Annotated in this window: 16 protein-coding genes; 14 read left to right on the top strand and 2 right to left on the bottom strand. The window is 71.4% G+C overall.

Annotated elements, in window-relative coordinates; translation table 11 throughout:
* Positions 1-104: 104 nt before the first annotated feature.
* Entirely contained in the window at positions 105-806 is a 702-nt protein-coding gene (locus BKE38_RS18435; protein WP_076958734.1) for an extensin-like domain-containing protein, read from the top strand.
* Here the strand turns inward: BKE38_RS18435 and BKE38_RS18430 are convergent.
* Entirely contained in the window at positions 803-1,696 is an 894-nt protein-coding gene (locus tag BKE38_RS18430; protein ID WP_076958733.1) for a LysR family transcriptional regulator ArgP, read from the bottom strand. The two genes, BKE38_RS18435 and BKE38_RS18430, sit on opposite strands and share 4 nt — an antisense overlap.
* A 75-nt stretch (positions 1,697-1,771) precedes the next feature.
* Between BKE38_RS18430 and BKE38_RS18425 the strand changes: the two genes are divergently transcribed.
* The 11 genes from BKE38_RS18425 (at position 1,772) to BKE38_RS18375 (ending at position 11,854) form a co-directional block, all read left to right on the top strand.
* A complete protein-coding gene (locus tag BKE38_RS18425) occupies positions 1,772-2,422 on the top strand; it encodes a LysE/ArgO family amino acid transporter (RefSeq protein ID WP_076958732.1) in 651 nt (216 codons plus the stop codon).
* A gap of 208 nt (positions 2,423-2,630) precedes the next feature.
* On the top strand, positions 2,631-3,101 hold the full coding sequence (rplM, locus tag BKE38_RS18420; protein WP_076958731.1) for a 50S ribosomal protein L13: 471 nt from the start codon (positions 2,631-2,633) through the stop codon (positions 3,099-3,101).
* A gap of 2 nt (positions 3,102-3,103) precedes the next feature.
* Entirely contained in the window at positions 3,104-3,598 is a 495-nt protein-coding gene (gene rpsI, locus BKE38_RS18415; protein WP_076958730.1) for a 30S ribosomal protein S9, read from the top strand.
* A gap of 121 nt (positions 3,599-3,719) precedes the next feature.
* Entirely contained in the window at positions 3,720-4,670 is a 951-nt protein-coding gene (argC, locus tag BKE38_RS18410) for an N-acetyl-gamma-glutamyl-phosphate reductase (RefSeq protein WP_076958729.1), read from the top strand.
* A 98-nt stretch (positions 4,671-4,768) separates the two neighbouring features.
* On the top strand, positions 4,769-5,293 hold the full coding sequence (locus BKE38_RS18405; RefSeq protein WP_076958728.1) for a gamma carbonic anhydrase family protein: 525 nt from the start codon (positions 4,769-4,771) through the stop codon (positions 5,291-5,293).
* Positions 5,290-5,850: a hypothetical protein gene (locus BKE38_RS18400; RefSeq protein WP_076958727.1), complete on the top strand. Its 561-nt coding sequence runs from the start codon at positions 5,290-5,292 to the stop codon at positions 5,848-5,850. The genes BKE38_RS18405 and BKE38_RS18400 overlap by 4 nt, the downstream gene beginning before the upstream one ends.
* A 59-nt stretch (positions 5,851-5,909) precedes the next feature.
* Complete coding sequence (locus BKE38_RS18395; protein ID WP_131829641.1) at positions 5,910-6,512, top strand: hypothetical protein; 603 nt, start codon at positions 5,910-5,912, stop codon at positions 6,510-6,512.
* A gap of 101 nt (positions 6,513-6,613) precedes the next feature.
* A complete protein-coding gene (locus BKE38_RS18390; protein ID WP_076958725.1) occupies positions 6,614-8,575 on the top strand; it encodes a methyl-accepting chemotaxis protein in 1,962 nt (653 codons plus the stop codon).
* Between the two features lie 174 nt (positions 8,576-8,749).
* Positions 8,750-10,336, top strand: coding sequence for an ABC transporter substrate-binding protein (locus BKE38_RS18385; protein WP_242662462.1), 1,587 nt, complete (start codon positions 8,750-8,752; stop codon positions 10,334-10,336).
* Positions 10,337-10,404: 68 nt separating this feature from the next.
* Positions 10,405-11,397, top strand: a complete 993-nt coding sequence (locus tag BKE38_RS18380; RefSeq protein WP_076958764.1) for a Bug family tripartite tricarboxylate transporter substrate binding protein — start codon at positions 10,405-10,407, stop codon at positions 11,395-11,397.
* Between the two features lie 55 nt (positions 11,398-11,452).
* Positions 11,453-11,854 carry a hypothetical protein gene (locus BKE38_RS18375; RefSeq protein WP_076958723.1) on the top strand — a complete coding sequence of 134 codons (402 nt, stop codon included), beginning with the start codon at positions 11,453-11,455 and terminating at the stop codon, positions 11,852-11,854.
* Between the two features lie 277 nt (positions 11,855-12,131).
* Here the strand turns inward: BKE38_RS18375 and pdxY are convergent, their stop codons facing one another.
* Complete coding sequence (gene pdxY, locus BKE38_RS18370; RefSeq protein WP_076958722.1) at positions 12,132-12,992, bottom strand: pyridoxal kinase PdxY; 861 nt, start codon at positions 12,990-12,992, stop codon at positions 12,132-12,134.
* Between the two features lie 176 nt (positions 12,993-13,168).
* Here pdxY and rpmE point away from each other — a divergent pair, with 176 nt between their 5' ends.
* Together rpmE and BKE38_RS18360 are read left to right on the top strand one after the other, a co-directional pair.
* The gene (rpmE, locus tag BKE38_RS18365; RefSeq protein ID WP_076958721.1) at positions 13,169-13,396 is read left to right on the top strand and encodes a 50S ribosomal protein L31; all 228 of its coding nucleotides are present in this window, start codon (positions 13,169-13,171) and stop codon (positions 13,394-13,396) included.
* A gap of 218 nt (positions 13,397-13,614) precedes the next feature.
* Complete coding sequence (locus BKE38_RS18360) at positions 13,615-14,091, top strand: Hsp20 family protein (RefSeq protein ID WP_076958720.1); 477 nt, start codon at positions 13,615-13,617, stop codon at positions 14,089-14,091.
* Positions 14,092-14,175: the final 84 nt, after the last annotated feature.

Genomic DNA, 14,175 nt, shown 5'->3' with positions numbered 1-14,175 from the left:
TGTTCCGGCGGTTCTGGATCAGGTGGCTGACAGCTTTGCGCCATGGGGCGCGGCCGGCAAGCCCACCCCTCGGCAAAGCCCGCGCCGGCCCCATATCCACGGGGATGATCCGACGCCTGCTGGCCTGGCTGCTGCTCCTGCTCCCGCTGCTGGCGGGCATCGCCTATTGGCAGGGGGTCTGGCGGCCGCCGCCGCGCTGGGACCCGGCGGCGCCGCTCGACTTCCGCGCCGAGCCGAATTTCCTGACCGGCCTGAAGCTGGCCCGGATGCAGATGCAGCCGGACAGCTGCTTTGCTGCCTTTGAGGCCTCCGAGATGCCGGTGGCCCGCGTCCCCGACCGCGAATCCGACCAGGGCTGCCCGATCCGCGCCGCGCTGCGGCTGCAGGGTTCGCAGGTCGAGTTCTCGCCCAACCGCCCGGTGGTGACCTGCCCGCTGGCCGCCGCCTGGGCGCTGTTCGAGCGCCACGCGCTGCAGCAGGCGGCGCGGCAGCATCTCGGCACCACGGTGACCGTGGTGCGCCATCTCGGCAGCTACAACTGCCGCAACGTCTATGGTCGAGCGCAGGGCCGCCGCAGCCAGCACGCCACGGCCAATGCGCTGGACATCGCTGGCTTCACTTTGGCCGATGGCCGCAGCGTGATGCTGCCCCGCGACTGGGAGGCCGCCGATGGCCGCGGCGCCTTCCTGCGCGCCGTGCGCGACGGCGCCTGCCGCAGCTTCCGCGCGGTGCTGGGGCCGGACTACAACGCCGCCCATCGCGACCATTTCCATCTCGACCGCGGGCCCTGGGGGCGCTGCTCCTAGGGTGACAGATGGTCGCGGGCGGCGTGCTGCACGGCCAGCGTCAGCTGCTCCAGCAGCCGGCCGCCCAGCCGCGCATGCTGCCAGAACAGCGGCACCGCCAGGTCCCGGCCAGGCGCCAGCGCCACCAGCCGGCCACTCTCCAGCAGCGGCGCCGCCAGGCCGGCCGGCGCCATGGCCCAGCCCATCCCCAGGAGCGTCGCTTCCAGGCAGCCCTGCGTCGTCGGCACCCAATGGGCCGGCGCCGCCAGCGCGATCCCGGCGGCCTGCTCCGCCCAGCGCGCCTGCAGCCGGTCGTGCCGGTCGAACTGCACCACCGGCGCGGCCGCCAGCGCCGCGGCCGTCGGCCCCTGCGGGAACCAGCGCCGTGCGAAGTCGGGGGAAGCGGTCGCGACATACGAAAGGACACCCAGGCGGCGAAGGCGGCAGCCGGGCAGGGGGGTGGCCTCGGCGGTGACGGCGGCCAGCACCTCGCCGCTGCGCAGCCGGGCGGCGGTCTGGCCTTCATCCTCGGTGATCAGGTCGAGCAGCACGCCCTCGGCCGCGGCGAAGCGGGCGGCGGCGGGCAGGAACCAGCTGGCCAGGCTGTCGGCATTGACGGCGATGCGCAGCGTGGTCGGGCCGGCCGGCTGCGGCAGCAGCCCGGGCAGGTCGGGCGCCATCTCCGCCTCCAGCAGCCGCACCTGCTCCAGATGGGCGCAGAGCCGGGCGCCCGGCGGCGTCGCGCGGCAGGGCTGGCCGCGGACGACGAGGATGGCGCCGCTGCGCTCCTCCAGCATGCGCACCCGCTGCGACACGGCCGAGGGCGTGACCCCCAGCGCCCGGGCGGCGCCCTCGAAGCTGCCGGTGCGGAGCACGGCGGCGAGCGCCGCCAGCGCCGGATAGTCGATCATCTGGTTTAGCTCTGCTTCATTCGGCTTAGGGGAATGAATTTTCCTGAAGCGCCGCGGTGCTGCAAGCCAGCGGGCATGACAACGCTTCCGGCTTCGGCCTTCCTCGGCGGCTTCGCCCTGACCTTCTCGCTGATCGTCTCGCTTGGCGCCCAGAACCTTTTCCTGCTCCGCCAGGGGCTGCGGCGGGAGCATGTCGGCGCGGTCGTCGCCTTCTGCATCCTGGCCGATATCCTGCTGATGGCCGCCGGGGTCGCCGGCATCGGCCGGCTGCTGCAGGCGGTGCCGGGCCTGGCTGCCTGGCTGACGCTCGGCGGCGCGGCCTTCCTGGCCTGGTACGGCTATGGCGCTGCGCAACGCGCCTGGCGCGGTGGGGCGGGGGCCGCGGCGGCCCGCGCAGCCGGTACCCCGCTAGCCGCGACCCTGCTGCAGGCCGCGGCCATCACCCTGCTGAACCCGCATGTCTATCTGGACACGGTCCTGCTGGTCGGCGTCGCTGGCTCTGCGCTGGCGGCCGAGGCGCGACCGCTCTTCCTGGCCGGCGCCGGCTCGGCCAGCCTGATCTGGTTCGCGGGGCTGGGCTATGGCGCCCGGCTGCTGGCGCCGCTCTTCGCCCGGCCGGGCGCCTGGCGGGTGCTGGACGGGGCGGTGGCCGCCGTCATGCTGCTGCTGGCGATCGGCCTGCTGGCCAGCCTGCGCGGCAGCCTGGGAATCGGCCAGCAGCCGTGATTCGTCGGGAAATCGCGCGCCGGCGACGCCGCGCGGGCATCACCCCGCCAAAGATTCTGTCCAGAAACACAGCGAAATCAGCATCCTGGCCCCTGTCGCGACACGCCAACAGGAATACGGTATCTCAATACCACAAGTTTTTCCCTTGACCCTCCGCCGCCCAGCAGGGATAAGGCGCGCCTCTTTCAGGACTAAGCAGAAGCCGATCATGCTGACCACGCAGACCCGCTCGCTGAAGCCGGCGGAGGTCAAGAAGGGCTGGGTGTTGATCGATGCGGAGGGCCTCGTGCTCGGCCGCCTCGCCACCATCGTTGCCAATCGCCTCCGCGGCAAGCACAAGCCGCAATTCACCCCGCATGTCGACTGTGGCGACCATGTCGTCATCGTCAACGCCGAGAAGGTCCGCGTGACCGGTAACAAGGCCGAGCAGTCGGTCTTCTACTGGCACACCGGCTATGCCGGCGGCATCAAGGAGCGCACCATGCGGCAGCGCCTCGAAGGCCGCTTCCCGGAGCGCGTCATCGAGAAGGCCGTGGAGCGCATGATCACGCGCGGTCCGCTCGGCCGGAAGCAGATGAAGAACCTGCACGTCTATGCCGGTGCCGAGCACCCGCATGCCGGCGCGCAGCCCCAGTCGCTCGACGTCGCCGCCCTGAACCGCAAGAACAAGGTGGCTTGAAAATGAGCGAGCAGACCACCGCCTCCTCCCTCTCCGAGCTGAAGAACCTGGTCGCCGGCACCCCGGCCGCCGGCGAGTCCTCCGCCCCGCGGGAGCCGAAGCGCGACCAGTTCGGCCGCGCCTATGGCACGGGCCGCCGCAAGGACGCGGTCGCCCGCGTCTGGGTCAAGCCCGGCAAGGGCGAGATCGTCATCAACGGCAAGAAGCAGAGCCAGTATTTCGCGCGCCCCGTGCTGCGCATGCTGATCGCTCAGCCCTTCCTGGTTGCTGACCGCTACCAGCAGTTCGACGTCTACGCGACCGTCGCCGGCGGCGGCCTCTCCGGCCAGGCCGGCGCGGTGCGCCACGGCCTCAGCCGCGCCCTGGTCAACTATGAGCCTGCCCTGCGCGGCATCCTCAAGAAGGCCGGCTTCCTGACCCGCGACCCGCGCGTCGTCGAGCGGAAGAAGTACGGCAAGGCGAAGGCGCGACGCTCCTTCCAGTTCAGCAAGCGCTGACGCTGGGCGGACCGGCGTTGCGCCGGTCCGTTCGAGGACTGTTTATCGGCAAGGGCGGGTCCGCAAGGACCCGCCCTTTCTGTATGCTCTGACACCGTCTCCGACCCTGAAGGAGGGCCTCATGGCCAAGGGTTCACTGCCTGCCATCTTCATCGACGGCGAAGCCGGCACCACGGGGCTCGGCATCCGCCAGCGCCTCGAGGCCCTGCCGGGCATCCAGCTCCGCTCGATCGATCCGGAGCGCCGCAAGGACCCCGAGGCCAAGCGTGCCCTGATGGCGGACGTCGACCTGGTGGTGCTCTGCCTGCCCGACGCCGCCGCCAAGGAGGCCGCGGCCATGGCCGCCTCGCTCGGCAAGGATGCGCCCAAGCTGCTCGACGCCTCCACCGCGCACCGCGTCGACCCGGACTGGGCCTTCGGCTTCCCCGAGCTGAACCCGGCCCAGGCGGCGAAGATCGCGGCCGCCCAGAACGTGGCGAATCCGGGCTGCTACCCCACCGGCGGCATCGCCCTGCTGCGGCCGCTGGTCGATGCCGGGCTGATCCCCGCCGATCACCCGATCACGGTCAACGCCGTCTCCGGCTATTCCGGCGGCGGCAAGGCCATGATCGAAGGCTACGAGGCCGGCACCTCGCCCGCCTTCGAGCTCTATGGCCTCGGCCTCGAGCACAAGCACCTGCCCGAGCTGCAGCTCTATTCCACCCTGACCCGGCGCCCGATCTTCGTGCCCTCCGTCGGCAACTACCGCCAGGGCATGCTGGTCTCCATTCCGCTGCATCTCGACACCCTGCCGGGCACGCCCAAGGCTTCGCAGCTCGAGGCGGCGCTGGCCGCCCATTACGCCGGGTCGGAATGGGTGAAGGTCGTCCCCACCGCCGGCAACGCCAAGCTCGAGCCCGAGGCGCTGAACGACACCAACGCCATGGAGCTGCGCGTCTTCGGCAATGACGACCGGCACCAGGCGGTGCTCGTCGCCCGGCTGGACAATCTGGGGAAGGGGGCTTCGGGCGCCGCCGTCCAGAACATCAGGATCATGCTCAACCTGCAGGCGCATCAGGCTGCGGCGGCATAGACGCAAGCAAGCCGGGGAGAAAGTATTCTCCCCGGACCCCTCATCTATTTCTATTCTCGAAAAATCAGCACCAAACCAGAAGGGAACGCGTCCGAACCATGGCTCCGCTCTACCCGTTTGAAGGCCGCATGCCGGCCATCGACCCCTCCGCCTTCGTCGCCCTCTCCGCCGCCGTCGTCGGCGACGTCGAGCTCGGCGAGGACGCCTCGGTCTGGTACCATTGCGTGCTGCGCGGCGACACCAACATCATCCGCATCGGCGCCCGCACGAATATCCAGGACGGCACCATCGTCCATGTCAACGCCGGCAAGTTTCCCGCGTTGATCGGCAATGACGTCACCGTCGGCCATGCCTGCATCATCCATGCCTGCACCCTCAAGGACCGTGCCTTCGTCGGCATGGGCGCGACCGTGCTCGACGGCGCGGTCATCGAGGAAGGTGGCATGCTGGGTGCCGGCGGGCTGCTGGCCCCTAACAAGCGCATCGGCCCCAACGAGCTGTGGCTCGGCTCGCCCGCCCGGCTGGCGCGCGTCATGACCGCCGAGGAACGCGCCGGATGGGACAAGACCGCCGTCCACTACGTCGAGCTCGCCAAGCGCCACCGCACCTCGCTGGCGACATGACCCGCCGGGGCGCGCTGCTGCTGTCCGGGATCCTCCTGGCGGCCTGCGTCGCCCCGCCGCCGCCCGTCTCGCTGCCTTCGGTGGCGGTGACGGCGGCGCCCAACACCACCACCGCCGCGCTGCGCGCGGCGGCAGCCGCCTTCTCGGCGCCCGGCAAGCTGCAGGGCCGGCCGTCGCTGGCGGCGCTGGCCGTGGCGCAGCTGGAATACCTGGCGGTCGAGCTGCCCTCCGGCCGGGTCTCCGGCGATATCGGCATGATCGCGCCGATGCTGCAGGCCGCCCGCAGCGAGGTGCGGACCTGGCTCGGCATCGACGAGGCGGTGCCGCCGCAGCAGGTGATCGATGCCATGGCCGCCGCCGCTGCCGCCCCCGGCGGCGAGCCTGCCGCGCCTGGCCAGATCCCGGCGGGCCTGTCCTCGGCGGGTGCTGTGGAGATGTGGCGCCGGCTGGGCGCGATGCCGCGGCTGCCCCAGGCCAATGCGGCGACGCGGATGGCGCTGCGCTATTGGGAATTCGGCCCGCTGGAAGACTTCGACATCGGCTTCCTGCGCCGCTGAGTTTGGCGAAGCGGCGGGGCTGCGGCAGAATGGGGGGGAACCCCGACGGAGTGCCCGCCATGCGTCTTGCCCGAATCTCGGTCCTTCCGGCGCTCTTGGCGGGGGCGCTGCTGCTGCCCGGCTGCGCCGAGCTGCGCACCCCGCGGCCGCGCGTCGAGCTGCCGCTGGAGCTGGTGCAGGGCCCCGAGGACCCGGTGCGCAACTCGGCCCGGCTGACCGCCGCCGCCTTCGACAACCAGGGCGCCGGGCTGGACGGCCGCCCTGCCGAGACCGCCCGCGCCGCCGCCCGGCTGGAATATCTGGCGCAGGTGCTGACCACCGATGCCCGCTTCGCCGCGCTGCCGCCGGGCCTGTCGATGTCGCTGCGCGGCGCGGTGCGCGAGGTGCGCCAGGCCATCGGCATCTCGGCCACCGCGCTGCCCGAGCAGGTGATCCCCGCCCTGGCGAATGCCGCCCGCGTCATCGAGACCAAGGGCGACACGGCGGCCGCGCTGCCCGCATCCATGTTCCAGGCCGGCCCGGCCCTGACCCTGCAGCGCCTGGGCCAGCCCGGCCCGCTGCCGGAGGCGGCGATCGCCACCGGCCGCACGCAGGAGGCGATCGCGGCGCTGGACAGCGTGGATGGCTGGGGCGGCGCGCGCGACACTGATCCTTTGCGCTGACGAGGATGAGGGGGCGCGGGGGAATCCAATTCCCCCGCTCTTCTGCTTTCCTTAAGCTGCTTTTCCTATCTTCCTTGTTCTGACAAGGAAGAATCCCCGACATGCCCTTTCAATCGCTCCGCGCGCGGATGGTGCTGGCGATCCTGGGCGCGAGCCTGGGGGCGTCGCTGCTGCTGACGCTGGTCGGCGCACTGCAGCGCGACGCGTCGGAGGAGCAGGACCTGGCCCGGCGCATGGTGCAGCTGCGGCAGAGCCTGATGCTGTCCCTGGCGGAGGAGGAGCGGCTGGCCGCCTCGATCGGCAGCGCGGTGGCACGGGTCCCTGCGGTGGCGGCGGCGGTGCGCGACGGCGACAAGGCGGCGCTGCGGGCCGGGACGGCGGCGCTGTTCCAGGACATGGCGCAGCGCTTCGGCCGGGTGATCCTGACCTTCGCCGACGGCCAGGGCACGGTGATGCTGCGGGCGCATGACCCGGCGGCCTCGGGCGACAACTACCGCGACCGCCGCACCACGGTGCGGGAGGCGCTGTCGCGCGCCGCGCTGGTGACCGGGCTGGAGCCGGGGCGGGACAATGTCAGCGTCTTCGCCGTGGCCCCGGTGACCGAGGGCGGCCGGGTGGTCGGCGTGGTCGATCTGGGCATGGCGATCGGCGACAGCCTGGCGGAGCGGATGAAGGCGCTGAGCGGGGCCGAGGTCGCGGTCTACCGGCTGGCGGCGGGCAGCCTGACGCGCATCGGCTCGACCACCGGCGGGCAGGGGCTGCTGCCGGAGGCGCAGCTGCGGGCCGGGCTGCAGGCGGCGCAGGCGGAGACGGTGGCCTGGCGCGGCGCGCGGATGCGGGTCGCGACCGAGGCGCTGCGCGGCATCGACGGCCAGCCGCTCGGGCTGATCGAATATGGCATCAACATCGAGGCGCGGCTGGCCGCCGGCGACCGCACCGACCGTGACGCGCTGCTGATCACCGCGGGCACGGCGCTGATGGCGCTGCTGCTCGGGCTGTGGCTGGCGGCGCGGCTGGCGCGGCCGCTGGTGGCGCTGGCCGAGACGGCGCGACGGCTGGCCAACGGGCAGACCGCGCTGGAGGTGCCGGGCCGCGCCCGGCGCGACGAGATCGGCGCCGTCGCCCAGGCGATGGAGGTGCTGCGCCAGGGCACGGCGGAGGCCGAGACGATGCGGGCCGACCAGGCGCGGCAGCGGCAGCAGGCCGAGGCCGAGCGGCGGCAGGCGACGCTGGATCTGGCCGGGCAGGTGGAGGCGCGGATCGGCGCCGTCAGCGAGGAGCTGGCGCAGAGCGCCACCCGGCTGCAGCGCAGCGCCACCGCCCTGCTGGCCAGCATCGAGACGGTGGGCAGCCGCGGCGCCGGCGCGGCCCAGGGCGCGGAGCTGGCCTCGAGCAACGTGCAGACGGTGGCCGCCGCGGCCGAGGAGCTGAACGCCGCCATCGCCGAGATCACCCGCCAGGTGGCCGAGGCCGCCAGCGTCGCCCGCCGTGCGCTGGAGCGCAGCGAGGCGGCCGATGGCACGGTGCGGCAATTGTCCTCGAGCTCGGAGCGGATCGGCGAGGTGGTGCAGCTGATCGGCGACATCGCCGGCCAGACCAACCTGCTGGCGCTGAACGCCACCATCGAGGCGGCGCGGGCGGGGGAGGCGGGGAAGGGCTTTGCCGTGGTGGCCTCCGAGGTGAAGAACCTGGCCGCGCAGACCGCGAAGGCGACGGAGGAGATCAGCGCGCAGATCGCCGGCATGCAGCAGGCGGCGCAGCAGGCGGCCAGCGCCATCGGCGGCATCGCCGGGGTGATCGCCGAGGTCGACCATATCGCCGGCAGCATCGCCGCCGCGGTGGAGCAGCAGGGCGCCGCCACCAAGGAGATCGCCCGCAACGTGCAGGAGGCTGCCGACGGGACCACCCGCGTGACGCGGGAGGTGGAGGGGGTGAGCAGCGCCGCCGCCGGCGCCGCCGAGGCGGCGGCCGGGCTGGACCGGCTGGGCCGGGATCTCGGCGAGCAGGGCGGCGCACTGCGCAGCGAGCTGCAGGCGCTGCTGGCGCAGATGCGGGCGGCCTGAGGGCGCCGGGCGGAGCCACGTCCGCCGCAGCGCGGAAAACCACCGCCGGACCGCGGGAAGATGTGGCGCGGCGGCCATAGCGGCGCGGCCATTGGACCTGCAGGCGCCCTGGCCCTTCATGTCGGCCGCGCGATGTGCAGAATGCCTCCCTCTTTCGTGAGTGTGGAGCACCCCGTGCAGCGTCGCAGTTTCCTGGCCGGGGCCGCCGGCCTCGGCATCGGCCTGGCCCGCCCGGCCCTGGCGGCCGGCGAGGCCCGGCGGGTGCTGCGCTTCGTGCCGCAGTCGGACCTGCGCGTGCTCGACCCGATGGCCACCACCGCCTATGCGACGCGCAACCACGGGCATCTCTGCTGGGACACGCTCTACGGGCTGGATGCCGAGCTGAAGCCCCAGCCGCAGCTGGCCGAGGGCCATGTCGTCGAGGAGGATGGCCGCCTCTGGACCTTCACCCTCCGCCAGGGCCCGCGCTTCCATGATGGCGAGCCGGTGCGGGCGCAGGACGCCGTGGCCTCGATCCGCCGCTGGATGCTGCGCGACCTGCATGGCCAGACCCTGGCGACCCGATTGGAAGACATCCGCGCGCTGGACGACCGCCGCTTCGTGCTGCGGCTGTCGCGCCCCTTCGGGCTGATGCTGGACGCGCTGGGCAAGGCCTCGACCTATCCCTGCTTCATCTATCCCGAGCGCTTCGCCCGGCAGGACCCGTCGCGCGCCTTCACCGAGGTGGTCGGCAGCGGCCCCTATCGCTACCTCGCCGAGGAGCGGGCGCCGGGCAGCCTGGTGGCCTATCGCCGCTTCGAGAACTACAGCCCCGCCCCGCGCGGCCCGGTCAGCCTGACCGCCGGCCCGAAGCTGGCGCTGTTCGACCGGCTGGAGCTCCGCCACACCCCTGACGCGACCGTCGCGGCCGAGGCGCTGCAATCCGGCCAGGTCGACTGGTGGGAGCAGGTGGCGCCCGACCTGCGCCCGGTGCTGAAGCACGACCGCAACCTGACCATGGACCGGCTGGACATGGGCGGCACCGTCGCCATGCTGCGGGTCAACCAGCTGCACCCGCCCTTCGACAATCCGGCGCTGCGCCGCGCGCTGCTGCCGGCGCTGCGCCAGGGCGACTTCATGACCGCCATCATGGGCGACAACCGCGAGTTGTGGCGGGAGAATGTCGGCTGCTTCCCGGAAGGCAGCCCGATCGCCTCCGAAGCCGGGCTCGAGGCCATCACCGGCCCGCGCGACGTCGAGGCCGCGCAGCGTGCCGTCCGCGCCGCCGGCTACAAGGGCGAGAAGGTCGCGGTGCTGCACCCGACCGACGTGGTGAACAACAGCAACCTGACCGCCGTGGCCACCGACCTGTTCCAGCGCGTCGGGCTGAACGCCGAGACGGTCAGCTGCGACTGGGCCGGCTTCCTGCAGCGCCGCGCCAGCCGCGCCCCGGTGGCCGAGGGCGGCTGGAGCGCGCTGGTCGTGCTGTTCGGCGGCATGGACCTGGCGACGCCGGCCGGCCACCCCCTGCTGCGCGCCAATGGCGAGCGCGCCTGGTTCGGCTGGCCCGACAGCCCGAAGCTGGAGGCGCTGCGCGACCGCTGGTTCGACACGGGCGACCTGGCGGCGCAGCAGAAGCTGGGGCGCGAGATCCAGCGGCAGTTCTTCCAGGATCTGCCCTACTACCCGCTCGGCCAGTACCTGAACGACAGCGCCTGGCGCTCGTCGCTCTCGGCACCGCGGCGCGGGATGGTGCTGCCGCTGAACGTCAAGCGGGTCTGACCCGACGCGGTTGACCGCGACGTTCTTGCACCGCAGCATCGTGCGATCCTGTTGATCGGATCACGATGATGATTCTCCGCCGCCGCAGCCTCCTGGCGACGCCTGCCCTGCTGCCCGCGCTCAGCCTCGGCAGCCGCGCCCGGGCGCAGGGTGCCGCCTGGCCGACCCGCCCGGTCCGCATGATCGTGCCCTTCGCCGCCGGCGGCAGCACCGATGTCTCGGCCCGCATGATCACGCCGAAGATGTCGGAGATCCTCGGCCAGAGCGTCGTCATCGAGAACCGCGCCGGCGCCGGCGGCACCGTCGGCTCCGACGCGGTGGCCAAGTCGGCGCCCGACGGCAGCACCTTCCTGATGGGCACCATCTCCACCCATGTGCTGGCGGTCGGCCTCTACGGCGCGCGGCTGCCCTACGACCCGGAGCGTGACTTCGTGGCCGTCGCTCCCACCGTGCTGGTGCCGATCTGCATCACCGTGCATCCCTCGCTCGGCGTGACGACGCTGGCGGAGTTCATCGCGCTGCTGAAGGCCAATCCGGGCAAGTACAGCTACGGCACCGGCGGCGCCGGCGGCTCGGCGCATATCGCCGCCGTCAGTTTCCTCAACGCCATTGGCGCGCAGGCCGAGCACATCCCCTATCGCGGCAGCGCGCCGATGCTATCCGACCTGCTGGCCGGCCAGGTGGCGGTCGGCTTCGACACCCCCGCGCTGATCGCGCCCTACCACAAGACCGGCGCGCTGCGCTGCCTGGCCATCGCCACCGACGAGCATTCCACCCTGATGCCCGAGGTGCCCACCGCCGCCCAGGCCGGCCTGCCCAATTACCGCGCCTATAGCTGGTTCGGCGTCTTCGCCCCCGCCGGCACGCCGGCGCCGATCGTGCAGAAGATGAACGCCGCCGTGCGCGCCGCGGTGGAGGAGCCGGAGACCGCCCGCAAGCTGCGCGAGCTGGAGCTGCCGCCGATCGAGAAGGGCTCGCCCGCCGATTTTGCCACATTCTTGAAGGCGGAGCTGGCGCTCTGGGTGCCCTTGGTCAAAGCCTCCGGCGCCACGGCGGATTAAGAAAGAAGGGGCGGGGAGCTCACCCCGCCCTCGTCTTTCCTGCCCAGGAGTGCCCATGGCCGCCACGCCCGACCCGACCCCCATCAGCCCGGCGCGGGTCCGGCGCCTGGGCTGGACCCTGCTGGTGGTGGGCGGGCCGCTGCTGCTGCTGATCATCCTCTTCGCGCTGCCGCTGCTGGGCAACCTGGTCGGGCTGCTGACCCTGCCGAAGGTGGCCGAATGCAGCCAGCAGGCCGGCACCTTCACCCATTGCTGGCTCTGGGGCGAAGACGTGGCCGAGATCGTCAACGGCTACGCCATCGGCATCTTCCTGGCCGGGCTGATCAACCCGATGCTCTTCATGAAGCTGCTGGCGATCTACCTCCACCCGCTTCTGGTCCTGGCCTGGGCTGTCTTGAGCCTGTGGCTGACGGCGAAGTGGTTGAAGGGAAGGAAGGCTCTGAAGGCAGGGAAGTAGACTGAAGGTTGGGGGAAGAATGAATTCTTCCCCCTTCGGACGTATTCGTCCGAACCCATCATTCTTTTTTGTCACCGGCCATGAAGTGACCTGCGCTTCGATGGCTACGACACCAGGGTTTCACGTTGGAACACTGGTCTCGAAACGGCGCTCGCTGAAAGGTCGCGCTGTGGCGGGGCCGTTTCACGTCCTGTTGCCACGTGGACACGGCAGTCTGACAGAAAGAAGAAGGGGTCCAGGGGAATTCATTCCCCTGGCCTTTCACCCTGTCTTCGCTTCAACAAACTTCCGGCAGGAAAACCCGGGAAGGCGAGACGAATTCGTCCTGCGCCGCCACGGTGAGGATCTCGCGCGACGCCGCCTCCGATGTCCGCCGCAGCAGCCCGTAGATGGAGGATGCGGCCGCCCCGAGCGCCGCGCTGGCCGAGCCGGTCTTCAGCCGGTGGAACAGGAACAGCGCGGCGATGGCGTCGCCGGCGCCGTTCACCGAGAGCGGCAGCATCGGCGTGCGGATGCGATGGAACTGCTCGCCCTCGGCGGCCAGCATCTCGATCTGGTCGTCGGGGGTCTCGGCGACCTTCAGCGAGGTCACCAGCACGCAGCGCGGGCCGCCCGGCGCCATGCGGGATTGCAGGGCGCGGGCGGCGGCCTTGGCTTCGGCCAGGGTGGTGACGGGCTGGCCGGTCATCCATTCCAGCTCGAACTGGTTCGGCGTGATGATGTCGGCCGCCGGGATGGCGCGGTCGCGCATGAATTCGGGGATGCCCGGGCGGACGAAGACGCCGCGCCCGACATCGCCGATCACAGGGTCGCAGCAGTAGAGCGCGCGGGGGTTGGCCGCCTTCACCCGGACGCTGGCGTCGAGGATGGCCTCGCCGATGGCCGCGTCCCCCATGTAGCCCGACAGCGTCGCGTCGCAGCGGGGCAGGGCGCCGCGATCCTCGATTCCCTGCACCAGGTCGCTGACCAGATCCGCCCCGAAGACCTGGCCGCGCCAGCTGCCATAGCCGGTGTGGTTGGAGAACTGGACGGTGTTCACCGCCCAGACCTCGGCCCCCAGGCGCTGCAGCGGGAAGACGGCCGAGGCGTTGCCGACATGGCCGTAGGCGACCCAGGACTGGATGGACAGGATGTTCATGCGCCGATCTTCCTCAGCGGGGCGGTATTTCGCTCTAGGATCGGCGTGGGACAGGGTCAATCCAGGGTGGGCGGCGGGGTGGCGGTTTCGGTTGCCAAGGCCCTGGGGCGCCTGTAGAAGCGGCGCTTCCGTGCGGCCGGTCGGCATCGGCTGCTCCAGACAGAGAAGCAATCGCCATGAAGCCCGATATCCATCCCGACTACCACGAGATCACCATCATCATGACCGACGGGACGACGTACAAGACGAAGTCCTGCATGGGCAAGGAAGGCGATACGCTGCGTCTGGACATCGACCCGAAGTCCCACCCGGCCTGGACCGGCGTGCAGCGCGTGATCGACACCGGCGGCCAGATCGCCAAGTTCAACAAGCGTTTCGCCGGCATCGGCACCCGCAAGGCCTGAGGCCTGCGGCAGGCTTCCCCGCCTCGGCGGGGGATCTGAAAAAAAACGCCGTCCCTCGCTTGAAGCGGGGGGCGGCGTTTTCCATTTGGAGCTCTGTCGACGGCGCCCGGTTGCGGGGCCGCCGGCGTGATCCAGAGGCCCTGGGCTGCCCGATCGGGGGTCCGAACTTGGCCGGGGATCGCAACGCAACGGACCCTTGCTTTTGAGGAGGCTCCATCATGACCAGTTTCGACACCGCCCCCCTGTTCCGCTCCGCCATCGGTTTCGACCGCATGACCCGCCTGCTTGATCAGGTGCGCAGCGCGGCGGACAGCAATTCCTACCCGCCCTACAACATCGAGCGCACCGCCGAGGACGCCTATGTCCTGACCATGGCCGTCGCCGGCTTCGGTCCCGAGGATCTCGAGATCAACGCCCAGGACAATGTCCTGGTGGTGACCGGCAAGGCCGCGCAGAACGAGGGCCAGGACCGCCGCTTCCTCTATCGCGGCATCGCCGGCCGGGCCTTCGAGCGTCGCTTCGTCCTGGCCGACCATATCCAGATCCAGGGCGCCGACCTGTCCAACGGCCTGCTGCATGTGGCGCTGAAGCGCGAGGTGCCCGAGGCGCTGAAGCCCCGCCGCATCGAGATCGCCAGCGCGGCCCCGCGCCAGCCGGTGCTCGAGGGCAGCAGCCAGCAGCCGATCGCCGCGTAAACAACACGCAAGACGTGTCTGGATGAGGCGGCCGGGGTGGCGGCACCCCGGCCGTTTTTGCAGGGGCGGCGGGCGGGCAGGGGG

It is taken from the genome of Teichococcus deserti (assembly GCF_001982615.1).
Classification (GTDB): domain Bacteria; phylum Pseudomonadota; class Alphaproteobacteria; order Acetobacterales; family Acetobacteraceae; genus Pseudoroseomonas; species Pseudoroseomonas deserti.
This window is presented reverse-complemented; position numbering and strand designations above follow the sequence as displayed.

Bases quoted from the DNA above. Each gene is read 5' to 3' on its own strand.
- BKE38_RS18435 (WP_076958734.1), top strand. From the start codon at position 105: ATGATCCGACGCCTGCTGGCCTGGCTGCTGCTCCTGCTCCCGCTGCTG.
- BKE38_RS18430 (WP_076958733.1), bottom strand. From the start codon at position 1,696: ATGATCGACTATCCGGCGCTGGCGGCGCTCGCCGCCGTGCTCCGCACC.
- BKE38_RS18425 (WP_076958732.1), top strand. From the start codon at position 1,772: ATGACAACGCTTCCGGCTTCGGCCTTCCTCGGCGGCTTCGCCCTGACC.
- rplM (WP_076958731.1), top strand. From the start codon at position 2,631: ATGCTGACCACGCAGACCCGCTCGCTGAAGCCGGCGGAGGTCAAGAAG.
- rpsI (WP_076958730.1), top strand. From the start codon at position 3,104: ATGAGCGAGCAGACCACCGCCTCCTCCCTCTCCGAGCTGAAGAACCTG.
- argC (WP_076958729.1), top strand. From the start codon at position 3,720: ATGGCCAAGGGTTCACTGCCTGCCATCTTCATCGACGGCGAAGCCGGC.
- BKE38_RS18405 (WP_076958728.1), top strand. From the start codon at position 4,769: ATGGCTCCGCTCTACCCGTTTGAAGGCCGCATGCCGGCCATCGACCCC.
- BKE38_RS18400 (WP_076958727.1), top strand. From the start codon at position 5,290: ATGACCCGCCGGGGCGCGCTGCTGCTGTCCGGGATCCTCCTGGCGGCC.
- BKE38_RS18395 (WP_131829641.1), top strand. From the start codon at position 5,910: ATGCGTCTTGCCCGAATCTCGGTCCTTCCGGCGCTCTTGGCGGGGGCG.
- BKE38_RS18390 (WP_076958725.1), top strand. From the start codon at position 6,614: ATGCCCTTTCAATCGCTCCGCGCGCGGATGGTGCTGGCGATCCTGGGC.
- BKE38_RS18380 (WP_076958764.1), top strand. From the start codon at position 10,405: ATGATTCTCCGCCGCCGCAGCCTCCTGGCGACGCCTGCCCTGCTGCCC.
- BKE38_RS18375 (WP_076958723.1), top strand. From the start codon at position 11,453: ATGGCCGCCACGCCCGACCCGACCCCCATCAGCCCGGCGCGGGTCCGG.
- pdxY (WP_076958722.1), bottom strand. From the start codon at position 12,992: ATGAACATCCTGTCCATCCAGTCCTGGGTCGCCTACGGCCATGTCGGC.
- rpmE (WP_076958721.1), top strand. From the start codon at position 13,169: ATGAAGCCCGATATCCATCCCGACTACCACGAGATCACCATCATCATG.
- BKE38_RS18360 (WP_076958720.1), top strand. From the start codon at position 13,615: ATGACCAGTTTCGACACCGCCCCCCTGTTCCGCTCCGCCATCGGTTTC.